The organism is Paenibacillus mucilaginosus 3016 (assembly GCF_000250655.1).
Classification (GTDB): Bacteria; Bacillota; Bacilli; order Paenibacillales; family NBRC-103111; genus Paenibacillus_G; species Paenibacillus_G mucilaginosus.
Genome location: NC_016935.1, coordinates 5,087,699 through 5,105,360, shown reverse-complemented (window position 1 = coordinate 5,105,360; position 17,662 = coordinate 5,087,699). Strand labels below are relative to the sequence as shown.

Genomic DNA, 17,662 nt, shown 5'->3' with positions numbered 1-17,662 from the left:
CAGAAAGAAGGGGTATTCATGCGCAAGATTCGAAGAGGCCTTCCCATCCTGGTAGCCGCCGGTCTGCTGACCGTCACCGCCTGCAGCACACCGGCCGAGAAGCAGCCGGCCGCATCCTCCGATCCGAAGCCGGCCGCAGACAAGAGCGCCGCCGCTCCGGCCGATCCGTTCGGCAAGTACGACCAGCCGGTGACGATCACCATCGGCAAGAGTGTCGATCCGACGGACAAGAGCCTGCCGGCAGGCGACACGCCGGAGAGCAACCAGTACACGCGCTACGTCAAGGAGCACCTGAACATCGACTCGAAGCTCGTCTGGCAGGCCGCAGCGGGCAAGGACTACGACCAGAAGGTCAACCTGTCCATCGCGAGCAATGATCTGCCGGACACCATGGTTGTCAACGACACGCAGCTGCGCCAGATGGTGAAGGCGGGCCAGCTGACCGACATGACGGATGTATTCGCGCAGTATGCCTCGCCGGCGGTCAAGAGCATTATCGAGTCGACGAAGGGGCTTGCCACCAAGGCCGTCACCTTCAACGGCAGGATGATGGCCATCCCGAATGTCACCACGGAGTCGGATATGGTTCATCTGATGTGGATCCGCAAGGATTGGCTGGATAAACTCGGCCTGCCCGTGCCGAAGACGATCGACGATCTGGAGAAGACGGCCAAGGCGTTCGTCGAGCAGGATCCGGACGGCAACGGAAAGGCCGACACGATCGGGATCACGGGCCCGCAGGCGGGCGGACTGCTTCATGCCAATTTCATTACGCCGAACAATAACAACTACGGCTTCGATCCGATTTTCTCCTCGTTCCATGCCTATCCCGGCTTCTGGCTCAAGGGGGCGGACGGCAAGCCGGTCTACGGCTCGATCCAGCCGGAGACGAAGGAGGCGCTCGCCAAGCTTCGCGACCTCTACGCCAAGGGCCTCATCGACAAGGAGATGAGCGTGCGCAAGGACACCTCCGAGCTGATTAAGAGCGGCAAGTCCGGGATCTGGTTCGGCATGTGGTGGGGCGGCTACGGCCCGCTCGGGGATGCGATCAAGAACGATCCGAAGGCGAACTGGCAGGCGTACGCCGTACCGCTGGATGCAAGCGGCGAGTTCACGCCGCACATGGGCACGCCGTCCAATCAGTTCGTGGTCGTCCGCAAGGGCTATGAGCACCCGGAGGCGGCCATGAAGATGATCAACCTGCTGCTGCGCGACGAATCCAAGTTCGACGTCAAGGTGGCGATCGCCAACTATCCGCTGCGCCTCGTGTTCGCGCCGATGGACGAGATGGACGTCACGCTGAAGATGCTGCGCGAAGTGCTCGCCGGCACGAAGAAGCCGGAGGAGCTCGACCTGCCGGGCTACAAGCTGCTCAAGGCCGACGCCGAGAACGTCAAGAAGGTGAAGCTCGAGCCGTACGACAAGGTGGATATCCAGTACTGGAATCCTGAGGCGGACCTTGGGGTGTGGAAGCGGATGTATTCGACCTTCGTCGGGGTGGCGGCGCTCGAGAAGCCGTACAAGAAGACCTACAGCGTCACCTACTCGCAGACGAAGACGATGGAGAGCCGCTGGGCGAACCTCGACAAGCTCGAGAAGGAGACGTTCCTGAAGATCATCATGGGGGCTGCGCCGCTTGAGACCTTCGACCAATTCGTGACGAACTGGAAAAAGCAGGGCGGCGATCAGATCACTGCCGAGGTGGAGGAAGCATCGAAATAATTTGCTCGTAGAGTGCTCGTAGATTCGTTTTTGCGCTCCGTTATGCTCCGCATAAAGGTCGCTTTCAAAAACGAACTACTTCGCCGGTAAAAAAGATCAAAGATGAAGTGCTCGTAGATTCGTTTTTGCGCTCCGTTATGCTTCGCATAAAGGTCGCTGTCAAAAACGAACTACTTCGCCGGTAAAAAAGATCAAAGATGAAGTGCTCGTAGATTCGTTTTTGCGCTCCGTTATGCTTCGCATAAAGGTCGCTGTCAAAAACGAAATACGTCGCCGGCAGGAAAGGATAAGTGCTCGTAGATTCGTTTTTGTGCTCCGTTATGCTTCGCATAAAGGTCGCTTTCAAAAACGAACTACATCGCAGGCAGCTAAAAAGATCAAATACAAGGTCACTTCAGGAAACTGTGAATGCAGCCGGGGATCCCGAAAGTGGGGATGCCTCGCTGCTCACAGAATCTATAGCATGGAAAGGTGCTCTGCCATGAGAACGAAAGGATTCGTGAAGCATTACTACCTGATGCTGCTTCCCGGCATGATCTGGCTCACGCTGTTCAGCATCGTGCCGATGTTCGGGATCGTCATTGCCTTCCAGGACTACAATCCGGGGCTCGGCATCCTGCATTCCGACTGGGTCGGCCTGGATAACTTCCGCTACATGTTCTCGCTCGGGGACAGCGGGCTGGTGTTCCGCAACACGATCGTGATCGCGGTCATGAAAATTGTCGCCAACCTCATCGTCCCGCTCGTCTTCGCACTGATGCTCCATGAAGTGCAGCTCGCCGTGATGAAGAAGTGGGTGCAGACGATCGTGTATCTGCCGCATTTTCTGTCGTGGGTCATCCTGGCCGGGATTCTGCTCGACGTCTTCGCCTACAAGGGGCCGGTCAACCAGATCTTGTCCGTCTTCGGGATGGAGCCGATCCTGTTCTTCGCGCGGGCCGATCTGTTCCCGTTCCTGATTGTAGGCAGCGATGTCTGGAAGGAGTTCGGCTTCAATACGATCATCTTCCTGGCCGCCCTGACGGGCATCAACCCTTCGCTCTACGAAGCGGCGGCGATCGACGGGGCGACCCGCTGGCAGCGGCTGCTGCATGTGACGCTGCCCGGTATCGTCACCACGATTATTCTGCTTGCGGTGCTCAGCCTCGGGAACGTGCTCAATGCGGGCTTCGACCAGATTTTCAATCTGTACAACCCGCTGGTCTACTCCACCGGAGATATTATCGACACCTGGGTGTACCGGACGGGGCTTGTCGATCTGCAGTATGGCCTGGCTACGGCCACAGGGCTGCTGAAGTCCGTGATCTCCTTCATCCTGATTACCGTATCGTATCTGCTTGCCTCCAGGTTTGCGGGTTACCGGATTTTTTAGTTCGGAAAGTATCCATTCATGAAAGGGAAAGGGGGGACCGTTATGGTTCGCGAAACGACCTGGGGCTCCCGGGTAGTCGACGGCGCGCTGGTGGTGCTGCTGGCGGGAGCTGCGCTGCTGTGCGTGCTCCCGATCTGGTATACGCTGGCCGTGTCGCTCAGCGATAATGCGGCGGCGTCGGCCGGAGAGGTCCGTCTGTGGCCGGTCGGCTTCAATCTCGGCTCCTACAAGGAGATTATGGGGGACACCAAGTTCTTCGGCTCGTTCTGGATCTCGGTCCAGCGCGTGGTGCTCGGAGCAGGGCTGAACCTGATCGTCACCGTGCTCATGGCGTATCCGCTGTCGAAGACGACGAAGGATTTTCCGCTGCGCAATGTGTTCATGTGGACGCTGGTGTTCACGATGCTCTTCAACGGGGGACTGATCCCCTGGTACCAGACCGTCAAGTCGCTCGGCCTCATCAACAGCATCTGGGGGCTCGTGCTCGGCAACAGCGTGCCTATGTTCAATGTGATCCTCGTCGTCAACTACTTCCGGAATCTGCCGAAAGAGCTGGAGGAGGCGGCGCTGGTCGATGGGGCAGGTCCCTGGTACATGCTCTGGAAGGTGTTCGTGCCGCTGGCGGTTCCGGTGCTGGCGACGGTGACGCTGTTCAGCATCGTGTACCATTGGAACGAGTTCTTCAACGGGCTCGTGCTCATGTCGAAGGCCGAGCATTACCCTCTGCAGACGTACATCCAGCAGCTCGTCGTGATCATCGACGCCACGACGATGAACGAAGACCAGATCAAGCGCATGAGCGAGCTGTCGAACCAGACGCTCAATGCGGCCAAAATCTTCATTGCCATGATTCCCGTGCTGATCGTGTATCCGTTCCTGCAGCGTTTCTTCATCCACGGCATCACCCTGGGGTCTGTGAAGGAGTAGCATTGTTCGCAATGTAAAAGAAATCGGGTCCCCCTCCGTATGGTATGCTTAAATGGACGTCAATCGAGTGGAGGTAGGACCGCGGGTATGCTTGGATTAAAACATATCGATGTCATTACGGTGTTCGTTGAGGAGCTTGAGAGGACCAAGTCGTTCTATTGCGAAGTCTTCGGCATCCCGGTGGTCTATGAAGACAGCCATTCAGCCGTCTTCAACTTCGGCAACATGAGCATCAATCTGCTGGCAGCTTCTGAGGCCCGTGAGCTTATCGACCCAGCAGCGGTGGCCGTTCGCGAAGCCGGGACGCGGTTTCAGTTGACCATCCGGGTGGAAGATGTGGACGCCGTATGCTCCGATTTGTATGAACGCGGAGTCGCGCTTCTCAATGGCCCGATGAATCGGCCCTGGGGCGTACGTACGGCGAGTTTCGTGGATCCGGGCGGACATATCTGGGAGGTCGCGCAGGAGTTGACGCAGTAGATACGGTTGTTTCACAGCCAAACAGCCGCTGCCCAGGGACATGGTTTCATGTTCCCAGGCAGCGGCTGTTGTTATTGTACTGCGAGGCCGCAAGCCGCAGCTGTGATGCTCCTTCACGAAGAGCGCCCACCGGAAAGCGTTACGGCTCCCCTGGGCCTCTTTTTCCGGGATGGCATAGATGCGACCGCCACGCCAAGGATGACCAGCAGCGTCCCCAGCACCTGAACGGCAGTGACCGGCGTACCGGACAGCAGCGAGATCAGCATCGTAACGAGCGGCACGAGGTTAAAGAAGATCGCCGTGCGGCTGATCCCGAGCTCGGCAATCCCCCGGTTCCACCACAGGTAGCCGAGCACGCTGGCGAATACCGACATGAAGGCCACCGCGCCCCAAGCGCTCCAAGGGATCGAGGAGAGGGGAAGCGGGCCGGTGCTGCCCACAGCGAACAGCATCAGGCACACCGCACCTATAGTCATGGTGTAAGCCGTGGTCGCCAGACTGCTCGAGCCGCGGATGAACCCCCGGCCAAGCACTCCGTACAGTGCCCAGCAGAGGTTGCCGCCGAGCAGCAGCAGGTCTCCGGCGGAGAAGGACAGCGAACCGATCACCTGCCAGGAGCCTTGCGTGATGACAAGCAGCACGCCCAGCAGGGAAAAGACGATGCCGGTTCCCTGCCTGAGCGAGACCGGGTCACGCAGAATTACACGAGCGAGCAGGGCCGATACCAGGGGATTGGTGGCCATGATGAGTGCGCCGTTCAGCGGCGAGGTGGATTTCATCCCCTCGAAGAACAGGATGTTGAACCCGAACACACCGACCACGCCCAGCAGGACGAACATCCGCCAGTTCCTGCGCAGTGCCTCCGTATTCATCCGTTCCTTGGCGAATAGCAGGATAAGCAGCAGGAGAGCGGCGATCCCGAATCTCCAGGCCGCGGCGGCCGGGGCCGCAAAGAAGTGGACGGCATACGAGGCGAGATTAAACGAAGCTCCGATGAACAGGGAAACAAGAAGCAGTTTGAAAACGATGGGAACCGACATGGGGAATACCTCCTCTAATCCAAGTACACCCAGCTTACAAGTTAGAGTCGACTGGAAGTCAAGAGGGGATTCCTATTGCTGCAGACTTGACTTCGAGTCAGCTCTAAGTTGTATGATGGTTTCAAAACGGGAGTAAAGGAGTGTCGGGTATCATGCTTACCATCAGCCAAGTGGCGGAGAAGACGGGGCTCACCCCGTACACGCTTCGCTATTATGAGAAAATTGGCGTGTTGAAGGTGCCGAAGCGCCGGGAAGGCGGAGCACGCACCTACTCGGAGAGCGAAGTGACACTGATCCAGTGCCTGAACGGTCTGAAAAAGCTGGGGATGTCGCTGGAGGAGATTACGGAGTTTTTCCGGGACGGCTGCGTGATGGAGAAAATACAGCAAGGGGAGCATCCGGCGAATCTGACCCCGTCATTGAATAAACGCATCACCATTCTGTCGAAGCATCTTGCCGGACTGGAGGCGAAGCGGCAGGAGCTGGATCACATCATTGCCCTTACCCAGGAAAGGCTGGCGATGTACGGTGAACTGGTCGAGGAGGCCGCCGGATCATCCGATGGGCAAAGCTTGAGTGAGAGGCAGATCACTCCTGCTCCGAAGGGGAAAGCAGCGCAGCTTTGAACGGGGCAGCAGCACAACAGCCGCAGTCCCGGACATGGGTTTATGTCCCTGGCTGCGGCTATTGTCCGATAATATGGGGCGCTCCACTGCACCGGTTACCGAGGAGCGAAGCTTGTCCTTCTCATACTTTGGCGTCCATGCCAGGCATGAACGGAGGTATGCCCGGCCCGCTTTTTAGTCCCGATGCTGGTTCAAGGCACTGACCCGGAGACGGTCCCACCGGATCGCTTCCCCGGCTGCGGAGCGGATCTGCACCGTCCGGCTCTCACCGGCGAGCAGATCGAAGAAGTTGTCGCTGAAGCGGAGGTTCCCCTGCGGCAGGTCGAGCTTCACCATACGGACGTGGGCACCCCCGGCGGTGATGCGGACCGTGCCCGCCGCTTCATCCCGCTGCACATCAAGCTGGACCGGGAGCAGCTGAAGCTCCTTCTGATCCCGCAGGTAGACCAGATTATCCGGCGCATCCCAATCGGCCGTGCTTACCTTCACGACGACGGAAGCCGGGTCAGCCCCCTGCAGGATGTCTTCTTCAGATAGAGTAAGCAGACGCACCGCCGAGTTGGCACCGCAATGCGCTTCGACCCTGCAGCTGTAGAGCCGCTCCCCGCCGAACGTATACACTTCCAGCCGCACCTCGCCATCCAGCGGGTTCAGGCTGTCGTTCACCACCCACAGGTGCAGCGGCAGGCCGGGATCATGATCGACGGACAGCAGCAGGGGGTGATAGAACTTCTTGGCGTAGTGAAGCGATGCCTTCGGCAGCAGCTCGTAGTCGATGAGCGACCAGCTGGTTCCCGGCCAGCTGTCACCCAGCTGCCAGATGAGCGAGCCGCTCGTGCGGTGCTTGTTCCGTCGGTAGTGCTCGATGCCGTACTTGAGTCCTTCCGCCTGGGTCAGCATGGAGAAGTTCATGTACTCCTCGATATCCCGGGGGATGCCGGTATAGCCCTCCATGAGCAGGATGCCCTTCTTATGGTTCGTATCCTTGTTGCGGTACGCCATCTCGGTGCTGTTCCAGTAGAACTGCCCCTCCGGGATGTTCTTCTCGAGGGTGTACCGGTTGGCGGAGGCATGCATGCCGAATTCGCTGCTGAAGAGGGTGAAGTCCTGCTTGTAATTCTTGAACGTCACGCCTTCCACACTGTAATCGAGCAGGGGAACCTCGCCGTGCCTGCGCGGGTAGACCGAGCCGTGCCATACCTGCCAGTTGTGGCGGTCGCCGACATCCGGGTCGTTGGCGTCGCTGCCGCCGTACGGGGAGGAGGGCCAATAGGCGCGGCTGTCGTCCAGATTCTCCAGCGCCTGAGGGATCAGCTCATGATAGATCGCTTCGCCGTAAAAAGGACCGGTGATATCGCCGCCGGCCGACTTCATGTCGTACAGCCAGTCGATCTCGTTATTCCCGCACCACAGCGCGAGGGAGGCGTGATTGCGCAGCCGCCTGATGTTGTACTCGACTTCCCGGCGCACATTCTCCATGAAGTCCCGGTTATAATCCGGGAAGAGGGCGTTCGCGAAGGCGAAGTCCTGCCACACGAGCACGCCCCGCCGGTCGCACTCCGCATAGAACACGTCTTTCTCATAGATGCCGCCTCCCCAGACCCGCAGCATGTTCATGTTCGCTTCCACGGAGAGATCGATGAGGTCGCGGTACCGCTGGTCGGGGATGCTGCCGATGAAGTGATCGGCGGGGATCCAGTTGGCGCCCTTGGCGAACAGCTTGACGCCGTTGAGCAGGAAGGCGAAAGCGTGCTGCCCTTGCTCATCCTTCAGCTGAAGCTCGATGGTCCGGATGCCGAAGGGCTCCTGCCGCCGGTCCACCAGCTCTCCATCCGCGTACAGACTCACCTCCAGCCTATACAGGTACGGTTCACCCAGATCGTGCGTCCACCACAGCTTCGCCTCCGCGATCTCCAGCTCGAAGTCTTCACGGCGCCCTGCACGCTCTGCCGTGCCCTGGGCAGCGGGACGGCCGTCCGCGTCCAGCAGACGAACCTCGCAGCGTAGCTCTGCATTCCGGCGGAAGGCGGTCGTCTCCACGTCCACCTTCACGACGGCACTGGTGCCGGCAAGCTCCGCTGTTCTGGCGAAGACACCGTCGAGCCTGGCCAGCCGGTGACGCTCGAGACGGACGGCTCCCCAGATCCCCGTGGTCACCATCCTTGGCCCCCAATCCCAGCCGAAGTTCATGGCGGCCTTGCGCAGCCACGGCCGCTCCTTCGTATAGGAGGACCACTCGAAGAGCGCCTTATCCCGGTTATGCAGGTGGAGCGGGTCGAATTTGACGGCGATCGTATTCCTGCCGTCCCGGAGAATCCGCGTCACATCAAAGGCATGGGCCATGAGCATGTTATTCGTTGTCCCAATCTCGAGGCCGTTCACATAGACGGTCGCGAAGGTATCGAGGCCCTCGAAGATCAGCTCGTGCTTCTCGAAGCCGCCCGCTTCAAGCGAATAGTCGAAGGAGCGGCGGTACCACCACTCCTTCTGCTCGATCCAGCGGCACTTGAGATCCTGATGGCCGAAGTACGGGTGCTCGATCAGTCCCCGTTCGATCAAGGCGGAGTGCACGTCGCCGGGCACCTCCGCCGTCATCCAGAACCGGTCATCGAGCCACACGGACGCCGTCTCCAGTGGACGGACTTGACCCGTCTCGAAGTGCTGCAGTCTCCATAAGCCTGACAATTCCATAATCTCATCGCTCCTTTAGCTGATGTGCAGATTTAACTGATGTGCGAATCTATCGGGGAGGAAGGCGCCGCATGCCGGGCCGCCGCATCCTCCCTGAATTCGCTCGGCGTCCGGCCGGTGAACTTTTTGAACACCTGACTGAAATACTTGATATCCTCAAAGCCGACCGCGCCGGCTACCTCGGCCACCTTGGCAGGGGACACGGTAAGGAGCTCCTTGGCCCGCTCGATTTTTTGCCTCGTGACGTAATCGCCGAACGTCATCCCGGCTTCCTTCTTGAACACTTCGCTCAGATGGCTGGGGTGCAGGTGAACGTGTCTGGCCACCTGCTGGAGACTGACGTCGCCTCCCAAGTGTTCCCGGATATAAGCCATCGCCCTGCGGGTGTGCGCGGCGCGGCCCCCGGCCAGATGGTGGTGGTACAGCTCCATGACGGACAGCAGGTGCTGGAACAAAGCGTCCTTGAGCCCATGGCCGGCTGGGAGCACCAGCGGCTGCACCTGATCGGCGGCCGTTCCGTTCTGCCCGGTAGCGGCCAGCACCCTCTCGAGCCAGCGGTGGGCGGAGAGGGCGGCCGAACGGATCAAGGCTTCGATGGATTCGACGGTCGCCTGCGGATCTTCGAGCTCCGGCTGCAGATAGCGCTGCACCCAGCCGTTGAGTCCGACCGAATCCTCCTCGAGGAGGATGGCGGACAGCTCTTTCTCCTCCTCCAGCGTGCACACCGTCCGGCCGCCCCGGCGCCCGGAGATCTGGGCATAGTCGATCAGCGGCTGATCCAGCAGCGTCTTATAGCCCATGGCATATTGGGCGGTCAAGTATGAGGCATGAAGGTCTTCGGGGCGCCGCCCGCTTCTGCCGGCGGCCACGCATACGCTGCATTTGAGCAGACGCTCGATCTTCTGCACGACGGGGAGCAGGGAGTCCATCGGGGAAGGGTCGCGCCGATCCCTTCGGAGAGCCAGGATGATCCGCTGCTTGAAGATCAGGGTCTCTCCCTGCAGGAGCTCATTCAGCATATTATGAACCGCGAACAGGAGCAGGGAGGAGGCGGAAGGGGAAGCACCCCAGCCTTCGGCCGTCAGAACGAACACCTGCATCCCGCCTTCCGCCGCTTCCCCCGCGCCGAACAGATGGGGAAGATAATAGGGGAGCAGACGGGGATCGGCAGCCGCGGTTTCGCCCTCCATGATCCACTGCTCGAAGAGGCGGCCCCGGATTTCTCTGTTTTTGTAGTCATCCTCGTTCCGGCTCTTCCATTTGTCCTCGATCCGCTGTTTGACCTGAAGCACGGTCTTGATGATCTCCTCGGGGCCGCTCGTCTTCAGCAGATAATCGGAGACATCCTGGCGGATCGCCTGCCTCATATAGGCAAAATCGTCATACCCGGAGAGGATGACCGTCTCCAGCTCGGGAAGCATCTCCTTGGCCTTCTCCGCCAGCTGGAGACCGTTCATCTTCTTCATCCGGATATCCGTCATGAGGATATGGGGCCGCTCCTCCGGAAGCCGCTGCAGCGCTTCCTCGGCCGATGCCGCAGGCTTCAGCAGCTCCAGCCCGAGCTCCTTCCACTTGATGACCTTCGCCAGCCCCGTACGAATTATGACTTCGTCGTCAACAATCAGGATCTTCATGAGGTTCCTCCATCACCGGAATCGAAAAAGATACGCAGGTGCCGGCGTCCGGCCGGCTCTCGATCACAAGGCCGCAGCCCTTTCCGTAGTGCAGCTCCAGCCGTTCATGCACGTTGCGGAGCCCGTATCCGGCATCAGGCGCTCCGGCTGCCGGCCTGCCGCCGAGGCTCTCCGTCACCTCGCGCAGGCGCTCTTCCGTCATGCCGGCTCCGTCGTCCATGACCTTGAAGCTCATGACAGAGCCTTTTTGCTCCGCATAGATGGAGATGACGCCCGGGGCTTCCTTGTTCTGAATACCGTGAATCATGGCATTCTCCACCAGCGGCTGGAGCAGCAGCTTGAGCATATAGGTCTCGTTCAGCCGTTCGTCGACGATGAAATCCACTTTGAATTCATCCGGGAAGCGGATCGATTGGACCTGCACATAGTTGCGGATGTGCGCCAGCTCCTGGGCGACCGTGCAGAACTCCCTGCCTTTGTTGAGGCTGAACCGGAGAAAATCGCTCAAGGCCCCCACCATCCGGGCGATGCGGTGCTCCTCCGTCAGCAGGGCGATCCAGTGAATGGAGGAGAGCGTATTGTACAGAAAGTGGGGGTTGATCTGCGCCTGAAGGGCCCGCATATCCGCTTCCTTCTTGCGGGTCTCGCCCTGGATCAGCTGGGTCTTCAGCTGCTCGATGTGCAGGCCCAGCCGGTTGTAGCTCCGGGCGAGACGGCCGATCTCATCGCGGCTCTCTTCGGGGTACCGGGGCAGCGGCGCATCCGGATCCACCTTCGAGAGCAGCCGGGTCAGCGCACGGAGCGGATTGGTGACCCGCTGGATGACGAACAGGGTGAGGGCGGCATTCGCCGCGACGGCAAGGACGATGGCAATGCCGGTCAGCTGCAGAATGTAGCGGTTCTGGGCGGTGTACATCTCGGCGGGAATGACGCCCAGGATCGTCCAGCCGAACAGCGGCTCCCTGACATACAGGACACTGGTCTCATCCCTTCCTTCGCCCAGCGTCCGCTGTCCCTTCGGAGCGGCCCCCATCCCCGCCGCCAGGCCGGGGAACAGCGACTCCCCGGAGCGGGACAGCCAGCTTTTGTCCGAGGCGGACACGATCTCCCCCTGTCCGTTCTGCAGCGCCACCCGGCCGTGCCCCTGCGCCAGCTGCGGCTCCGACCAGATGCGGGAGAGCTCCTGTTCATCCAGCGTGATGGACAGCCAGCCCAGCGTCTGGTAGTTATTGTAGCTCCGGAAGGGACGGATGAAGGAGAATACGCTGCGCTCCCCGAGGTAATTCTCGATCGAGTACAGTCCCGTCCACATCTTATCCTTCACTTGACGGATATCGACCTGATTGCTGAGCTCCGACTTGTAGACGGTCGAAGTGGACAGGGGCGCCGCGCCGCCGGCCGGATAAATCGTGATATCGGAGATATAGTCCTTGGAATAGACGAGGTTCGTCATCGTGCCGAGGATCCGGACCTGATCTTCGATGCTGTCGTCAGGCCTGCTCATATAGGCTTGAATCTCCCGCTGACCGATGAGGAAGAGGGACATGTTCTCGACATCCCCCAGGATAAATCGAAACTTGGCCTCCATCTGCGACAGGGTGTCGAGCCCCGCCTGCTTGGCTTTCTCCTCGGTGATGCGCGAAGACGTCGTGAAAGCGAACGTACCCAGGAACAGCAGAGGAAGCAGGGTCGTGACGAGCATGATCAGCGAAAGCTTGCGCCGCAGGGATGAGCCTAACCATTGCCGCATACCTGTATTCCTCCCCGGGTCGTTGTTGTGGATATGAAGGGCTGCCCTCAGCCTTTGACCGCGCCCGCCGTCATGCCTTTCATCACCTGTTCCTGGAAGGCGAGATAGACCCCGATCGTCGGCAGGATGGCCATGGTCATGGCGGCGAGCGTCAGGCCGTAGTCGGTCTGGTAGCCGTCGGCGAAGTTGGCGATGGCGAGCGGCAGCGTTTTCAATGTACTTTTGCTGATAAACACAAGAGCGAACGAAAAGTCGTTCCAAAAATGCAGAAAGCTGAGAATGATGACGGTGGACAGCGCCGGCAGCGAGATCGGCAGCATGATCCGCCAGAAGACGCCCCACAGGCCGGTACCGTCGATATAAGCCGCTTCTTCGATTTCTTTGGGCACCGAAGAGAGGTAAGCGGTCAAGACGAAGATGGCTGTCGGCAGAGCGAAGGCCGTATACGGCAAAATGAGGGCCCAGTACGAATTGAGCAGCCCGATCTGCTTCATCAGAATGAAGAGCGGAACCAGGGTGCTGTGAATCGGAATCAGCATGCCGATCACAAAGAAGGTCAGGACGGCCCCCTTGAATCGGAACGGAAGGCGGGCCAGCACATACGCCGCGAGGGAGGTGACGAATAACGTCAGGACCAGGGAAGCTCCCGACACGATAATGGAATTGAAGAAGGCGAGCCCCATCTTCGAGGACTGCCAGGCCGTCACGAAGTTGGTGAACTGCCAGGAAGAGGGCAGGGCGAACGGCCGGTTGAAAAACTCCGCATTCGACTTGAACGAAGAGATGACGAGCCAGAAGAGCGGGTATAACGTTAACATAGCATAAAGTGTCAGGAACGTCCAAAGGGTTCCTTGCTTCCACGCGCGGGGGAAGCGGCGTCCTCCGGCAAGGGGAGCGGGCCTCGGCTGTACGGCGGTCGGATGCATGGGAGGTTCCTCCTCTCAGATTACTTTTTGGATGTGCGGCTGGTGAGCCATTGGCTGAGACCGATGAAGATCAGGGAGATCAGTACAATCGACGTGGATATGGCGCTCCCGAACCCGTAGCGGTAGGAAGAGAACGTCGAATTGTACATGTAGGTCGCGAGCAGCTCCGTCGCGTGGGCGGGTCCGCCCTTGGTCATCACATAGACAAGGTCGAAGGACTTGAGGCTGCCGGAGATGCACAGGATGATCGCAATCTGCACGGTGCTCCAGATCATGGGCAGCGTGACGGAGAACAGCTTGCGTGCGCCCTCCGCGCCGTCGATCTGGGCCGCATCATGAATGTCGCCGGGGATATTCTGGAAGGCCGAGATGAAGATGATGAGATAGAGTCCTACGAAGCTCCAGACCAGGGGAGGGGCCAGCGCGAAGATCGCAATCTTGGCATCGGACAGCCACTCGAGCTTCCAGTGCGGCAGACCCGCCTTATCCAGCAAAAAGTTCAGTATGCCGATCTGCGGATGGTAGATATACTGCCAGATCATCCCGATGACCACGGAGGACAGCACCATCGGGACGAACACGGCGGAGCGGATGAACCGCTGCAGGGCATTGCTCTTATGCAGCACAATGGCGAGGACCAGCGCGACGGGGAGCTGCCCGAAGACCGAGACCAGGACGAAGATCACGTTGTTCTTCAAGGCGCGCCAGAAGATGGGATCCTGGATGATCTCGGCGTAGTTGCGGAGGCCGATGAACTTGGCCGCACCGATCCCTTTCCAGTCGAAGAAGCTGTAATAACTGGACCAGATGACCGGGACGAACACGAACAAAGCATAAATGAGCAGAGCGGGGGTGAGGCTGAGCACAACAAATCTGCGCACGGCAATCGTATTCAAAAGGGTTCACATCCTTTGGCTCGTAAGTGGAATCAGCCCTGCCACCGCAGTGGAGGGCTGGAAGGTTCGGGGCCTGACGTTATTTGCCGAGCGCTCCGGCCTGTGCATCCTGAATTTTCTTCGCGACGGCCTCGGGGCTTCCGCCCATCAGCAGCTCCTGCAGGCTGTTGTTAATGACCTCGACCGCAGCGGAGCTCAGCTTGGCGTCGTAGACCGGACTCAGCTTCGTCGTTTTCATCAGCTCATGAAGCTCTACGAACAGCGGATGCGCTTTGGAAGGATCGAGCTCAAGCTTGTAGCTGACCAGCGTGCTGCTGTTCAGCGTCGCCTGCTGGCCTTCCGGACCGGCCAGCGCATAGAAGAGCTTGAGGGCGGCATCCTTCTTGGCGCCGCTCAGGGATTGGCTCACGCCAAGGCCCGTGCCGACCACGCCGGAGGTCGACTGCGCTTCGCCTTTGCCGCCTGGGATCGGAGGGAGCAGGGCTACGTGGGTCTGAGCCAGCACCTCTTTGGGCGCGTTGGCGACCACATCGGCCATGGCCCAGCCGCCGTCGATGAACATGGCCGCTTTCCCCTGGAAATACAGCTGTCTCATCTGGTTCTGGTCGATGCTGTTGAAGCCGGTCTGGAACGCCTTGGCATCGCCGAGCTCCTTCAGCCTGTTCAAGGCCTCGATGAACTGCGGGTCCGTGAACTTCGCGCCGTCCTGCTTCACGGCCTTCAGGAACCAGTCGGTTCCCGTTACCCGGTCGGCCACGGCGCTGAAGATCGTGGACTGCACCGCCCAGTTGGCCTTGTTGCCCAGCGCGATCGGAATGATCTGCTTGTCGTTGAAGGTCTTGACGGCGGCGAGCAGCTCGTCCCAGGTCTTCGGCACGCTGACGCCATGCTGGTCGAACAGGGCTTGGTTGTAGTAGATGAAGGAGCTCGGTGACAGGTTCATCGGAACGGAGTAGATTTTGCCGTCCACCGTGTATCCGTCAAGGGCGTTCGGAATGAAGTTGTTTTTCCACTCCGGCTTGGAATCCAGGAATTCATTGACCGGCTGGAGCAGATTGCCCGCGACGAACTCCTTGGTCATGGCGTCGGGCCACATCACGAACAGATCCGGCATCTCGTTGGCCGCGGCCACTGTCTTCAGTCTCGTCTTCAGGCCGTCCGTCGGCAGTCCTTCCACCTCGAGCTCGATATCGGCGTTGGCCGCCTTGAAGTCGTCGAGGATTTTGCGCATCGCCACCGCCTTGGCGTCCTGGCCGGACCAGTTATGCCATAAGGTCAGCTTGACCTTGCCGTCCGCGCCGCCGGATGCGGAGCCCGAGCCTTCCGCCGCCGGATCGCCGCCGCCGCAGCCGGCGAGCAGTACGGACGCAGCCAGCATCGCGGCTGAGAATGAGGTGATTTTTTTCATGATTGCCCTCCTGTATTCCTGAGTCGTGTATATGTCTATTGTACGAAATCTGTCGGATTACGGTAGGAGAGCGAGATCAGGAGGAGGGTAGAAAATGATCGGATGAGACAAGCTGCCGGTTCAAACCAGCTCATTGAAAACAGCAAGGCCGCCCATAACGGCGGCCTCTGATGGTTTGAGTCGATGGAATATGGAGATCGATCCTCCGTGTTTAAGAACCTCCTGATACGCTACCTGCCAACCGCATACCGCAGTTGAATGACGCCGCCGCCCAGCGGCTTGCAGTCAAGGAGCTCGACGTTCTTGTACGTATACTTCTCCTGATCGATCAGGAGATTCAAGCCTTTGCCTTCCAGCACGGGAGCGATGACGAAGATGATCTCATCGACGAGCCCGGCCTCCAGGAAAGCGTTATGCAGGTCCGCGCCTCCGGAGAGGAGAGCGGCGCGATGTCCCCGCCGCTCCAGGAAGGCGAGGGCTTCCTGCGGCGAGCGAGCCAAAGTGACGCCAGGCATCGCCTGGGCGCCCTTCGAGACGACGACGATGTCCAAACCGTCTAAGGCGCTCTCGCCTCCCCCGGCCAGCAAAGCCTCGAACGTGCGGCGGCCGACCATGAAATTGCCGGCCGCTTGGGCCTGTGTCACGAAATCGGCGAAAGCCTCCGGTTTGGGCGGGTTCTCGGGACTGGACTGCGCATAGTTGCCATTGGCGGTTAAGGCGGCCCATAGTATGGTTTTCATAGAAACTCCTCCTTGGAAATGGGAATATGGATTTTAGATTATACTCCGTTGATGGACGCTCCGGATCGCGGCTGCGACACGGTCCGGCCGGTCCTCCTGTACATAGTGCGAAGCGTCCTCCAGGATCTCGGTCTCGTGATTCGGCAGATAGCTCTGCCACTTCCTCATCTCCTCGAGCGGGAAGCCGGCGCTGTCCTTCGTTCCCCAGAGGATGTGAGCGGGCACGCCGGAGAGCTGCCCGAGTCCCGCTTCCAGCTCGGCGAGCCACGGCCCGGCTTTGCGGATCTGCCGGGGGAAGACCCAGGTCGGCTTCCGGGAAGCCGGTGTGGGGAAGGGGTCGGTATAAGCGCGCTTCAGGCTGTCGGTCACCTTGCTCTTGTGGTGAATGCCGCTGGGCATAATGACCCGTGCAAAAAAGTTACGCCGCGTCTGCAGCCAATACCCGAGAGGCCAGCCGCCCATGGCCAGTGAAAACAGCTTCATCGGGAGGCGCTTCGCGGGCCAGGCCCAGGTGTTCATCACGACAAGGCCGCGGAGGTTGTCTCGGTGCCGGACCGCATAGCGTAGGCCGACGGGTCCGCCCCAATCCTGGACCACAAGGATGAAGTCTTGCAGCTCCAGGCGGGAGATGAGCTCAGTGACGGCTTCGGCATGCTCTTGCGGCGTAAAGCCATAACCGGAAGGCGCTTTGGACATGCCGAGTCCAGGGTAGTCGGGTGCGATCAGGCGGAATGGCCCGCGCAGCTCCTTGATGATATTCCGGTACAGGTAGGACCAGGTGGGGTTGCCGTGCAAGAGCAGCACGGCCGGTCCCTGTCCTTCGTCAACATAGTGTATGAATCCGTCACGGTAAGGCAGCCAGTGGTCCCGGAACGGGTACTCTGCCGAATCCACTTGGAATGGTCTTTTCATGTCAGCCTCCTTCGGCCCTGAGCGCATCAGTGCTTTTTCTTTCCCAATCATAGCCAGCCATGGTACATTTGAAAAGTAGTTACAAAAAGGTGCAGTAGTTTCACAAAATGAACTACGGAGGGATGACGATGATCGACCGGAATTGTCCGGACGCCATTGAACCCGTTCTGAAGCTGCTCGACGGCAAGTGGACGCTGCTTCTCCTGCGGGATTTGTTCAACGGGATCAAGCGGTTCGGCGAGCTGCGCCGTTCCCTGCATCCGATCAGCCCCAAGACGCTGACCGAGCGGCTGCGGCTGCTCGAAGAGCAGGGCATCGTGACGCGCACGCTCTACCCCGGCGTGCCCCTGCACGTTGAGTACGAGCTGACCGAACGCGGGAAGCGGCTTCAGCCGATCTTTGCCGCGATGCGGGCATGGGCGCAGTCGGAGCTGACCTGCCCGGGCAAACAGGCGGACACGTGGGATACGGCTGCAGCAGAGTAAGGAATCCCTTATAGGTAACTTGCGGCAGCACAAAAAGGCATAAGTCCGATAAA

Annotated in this window: 15 protein-coding genes; 6 read left to right on the top strand and 9 right to left on the bottom strand. The window is 59.7% G+C overall.

What is annotated here, in order from left to right:
- Nucleotides 1-18: 18 nt before the first annotated feature.
- The 4 genes from PM3016_RS21130 to PM3016_RS21115 all read left to right on the top strand — a co-directional run bounded on the left by PM3016_RS21130 (nt 19) and on the right by PM3016_RS21115 (nt 4,501).
- A complete protein-coding gene (locus PM3016_RS21130; protein WP_014370858.1) occupies nt 19-1,722 on the top strand; it encodes an extracellular solute-binding protein in 1,704 nt (567 codons plus the stop codon).
- A gap of 481 nt (nt 1,723-2,203) precedes the next feature.
- Nucleotides 2,204-3,094 carry an ABC transporter permease gene (locus PM3016_RS21125; RefSeq protein ID WP_013918557.1) on the top strand — a complete coding sequence of 297 codons (891 nt, stop codon included), beginning with the start codon at nt 2,204-2,206 and terminating at the stop codon, nt 3,092-3,094.
- 42 nt (nt 3,095-3,136) lie between these two features.
- Nucleotides 3,137-4,021: a carbohydrate ABC transporter permease gene (locus tag PM3016_RS21120; protein ID WP_013918556.1), complete on the top strand. Its 885-nt coding sequence runs from the start codon at nt 3,137-3,139 to the stop codon at nt 4,019-4,021.
- Nucleotides 4,022-4,108: 87 nt separating this feature from the next.
- Complete coding sequence (locus PM3016_RS21115; protein WP_014370857.1) at nt 4,109-4,501, top strand: VOC family protein; 393 nt, start codon at nt 4,109-4,111, stop codon at nt 4,499-4,501.
- 113 nt (nt 4,502-4,614) lie between these two features.
- Here the strand turns inward: PM3016_RS21115 and PM3016_RS21110 are convergent, their stop codons facing one another.
- Nucleotides 4,615-5,541 (bottom strand): DMT family transporter, encoded by a 927-nt coding sequence (locus tag PM3016_RS21110; protein WP_014370856.1) that lies wholly within the window; start codon nt 5,539-5,541, stop codon nt 4,615-4,617.
- Nucleotides 5,542-5,693: 152 nt separating this feature from the next.
- Between PM3016_RS21110 and PM3016_RS21105 the strand changes: the two genes are divergently transcribed.
- Nucleotides 5,694-6,167, top strand: coding sequence for a MerR family transcriptional regulator (locus tag PM3016_RS21105; RefSeq protein ID WP_013918553.1), 474 nt, complete (start codon nt 5,694-5,696; stop codon nt 6,165-6,167).
- 174 nt (nt 6,168-6,341) lie between these two features.
- Here PM3016_RS21105 and PM3016_RS21100 read toward each other — a convergent pair whose 3' ends face one another.
- The 8 genes from PM3016_RS21100 to PM3016_RS21065 all read right to left on the bottom strand — a co-directional run bounded on the left by PM3016_RS21100 (nt 6,342) and on the right by PM3016_RS21065 (nt 17,124).
- Complete coding sequence (locus PM3016_RS21100; protein ID WP_014370855.1) at nt 6,342-8,858, bottom strand: beta-mannosidase; 2,517 nt, start codon at nt 8,856-8,858, stop codon at nt 6,342-6,344.
- Nucleotides 8,859-8,890: 32 nt separating this feature from the next.
- Complete coding sequence (locus tag PM3016_RS21095; RefSeq protein ID WP_014370854.1) at nt 8,891-10,492, bottom strand: helix-turn-helix domain-containing protein; 1,602 nt, start codon at nt 10,490-10,492, stop codon at nt 8,891-8,893.
- A complete protein-coding gene (locus PM3016_RS21090) occupies nt 10,473-12,242 on the bottom strand; it encodes a sensor histidine kinase (protein ID WP_014370853.1) in 1,770 nt (589 codons plus the stop codon). Before PM3016_RS21090 ends, PM3016_RS21095 begins: the two co-directional genes overlap by 20 nt.
- Nucleotides 12,243-12,289: 47 nt before the next feature.
- Nucleotides 12,290-13,168: a carbohydrate ABC transporter permease gene (locus PM3016_RS21085; protein ID WP_014370852.1), complete on the bottom strand. Its 879-nt coding sequence runs from the start codon at nt 13,166-13,168 to the stop codon at nt 12,290-12,292.
- A 20-nt stretch (nt 13,169-13,188) separates the two neighbouring features.
- Complete coding sequence (locus PM3016_RS21080; protein ID WP_013918548.1) at nt 13,189-14,064, bottom strand: carbohydrate ABC transporter permease; 876 nt, start codon at nt 14,062-14,064, stop codon at nt 13,189-13,191.
- Nucleotides 14,065-14,143: 79 nt separating this feature from the next.
- A complete protein-coding gene (locus PM3016_RS21075) occupies nt 14,144-15,472 on the bottom strand; it encodes an extracellular solute-binding protein (RefSeq protein WP_013918547.1) in 1,329 nt (442 codons plus the stop codon).
- Nucleotides 15,473-15,702: 230 nt separating this feature from the next.
- Nucleotides 15,703-16,212, bottom strand: a complete 510-nt coding sequence (locus tag PM3016_RS21070) for a dihydrofolate reductase family protein (RefSeq protein ID WP_014370851.1) — start codon at nt 16,210-16,212, stop codon at nt 15,703-15,705.
- A 33-nt stretch (nt 16,213-16,245) separates the two neighbouring features.
- Entirely contained in the window at nt 16,246-17,124 is an 879-nt protein-coding gene (locus tag PM3016_RS21065) for an alpha/beta fold hydrolase (RefSeq protein WP_013918544.1), read from the bottom strand.
- Nucleotides 17,125-17,252: 128 nt separating this feature from the next.
- Between PM3016_RS21065 and PM3016_RS21060 the strand changes: the two genes are divergently transcribed.
- A complete protein-coding gene (locus PM3016_RS21060) occupies nt 17,253-17,609 on the top strand; it encodes a winged helix-turn-helix transcriptional regulator (protein ID WP_014370850.1) in 357 nt (118 codons plus the stop codon).
- Nucleotides 17,610-17,662 lie beyond the last annotated feature (53 nt).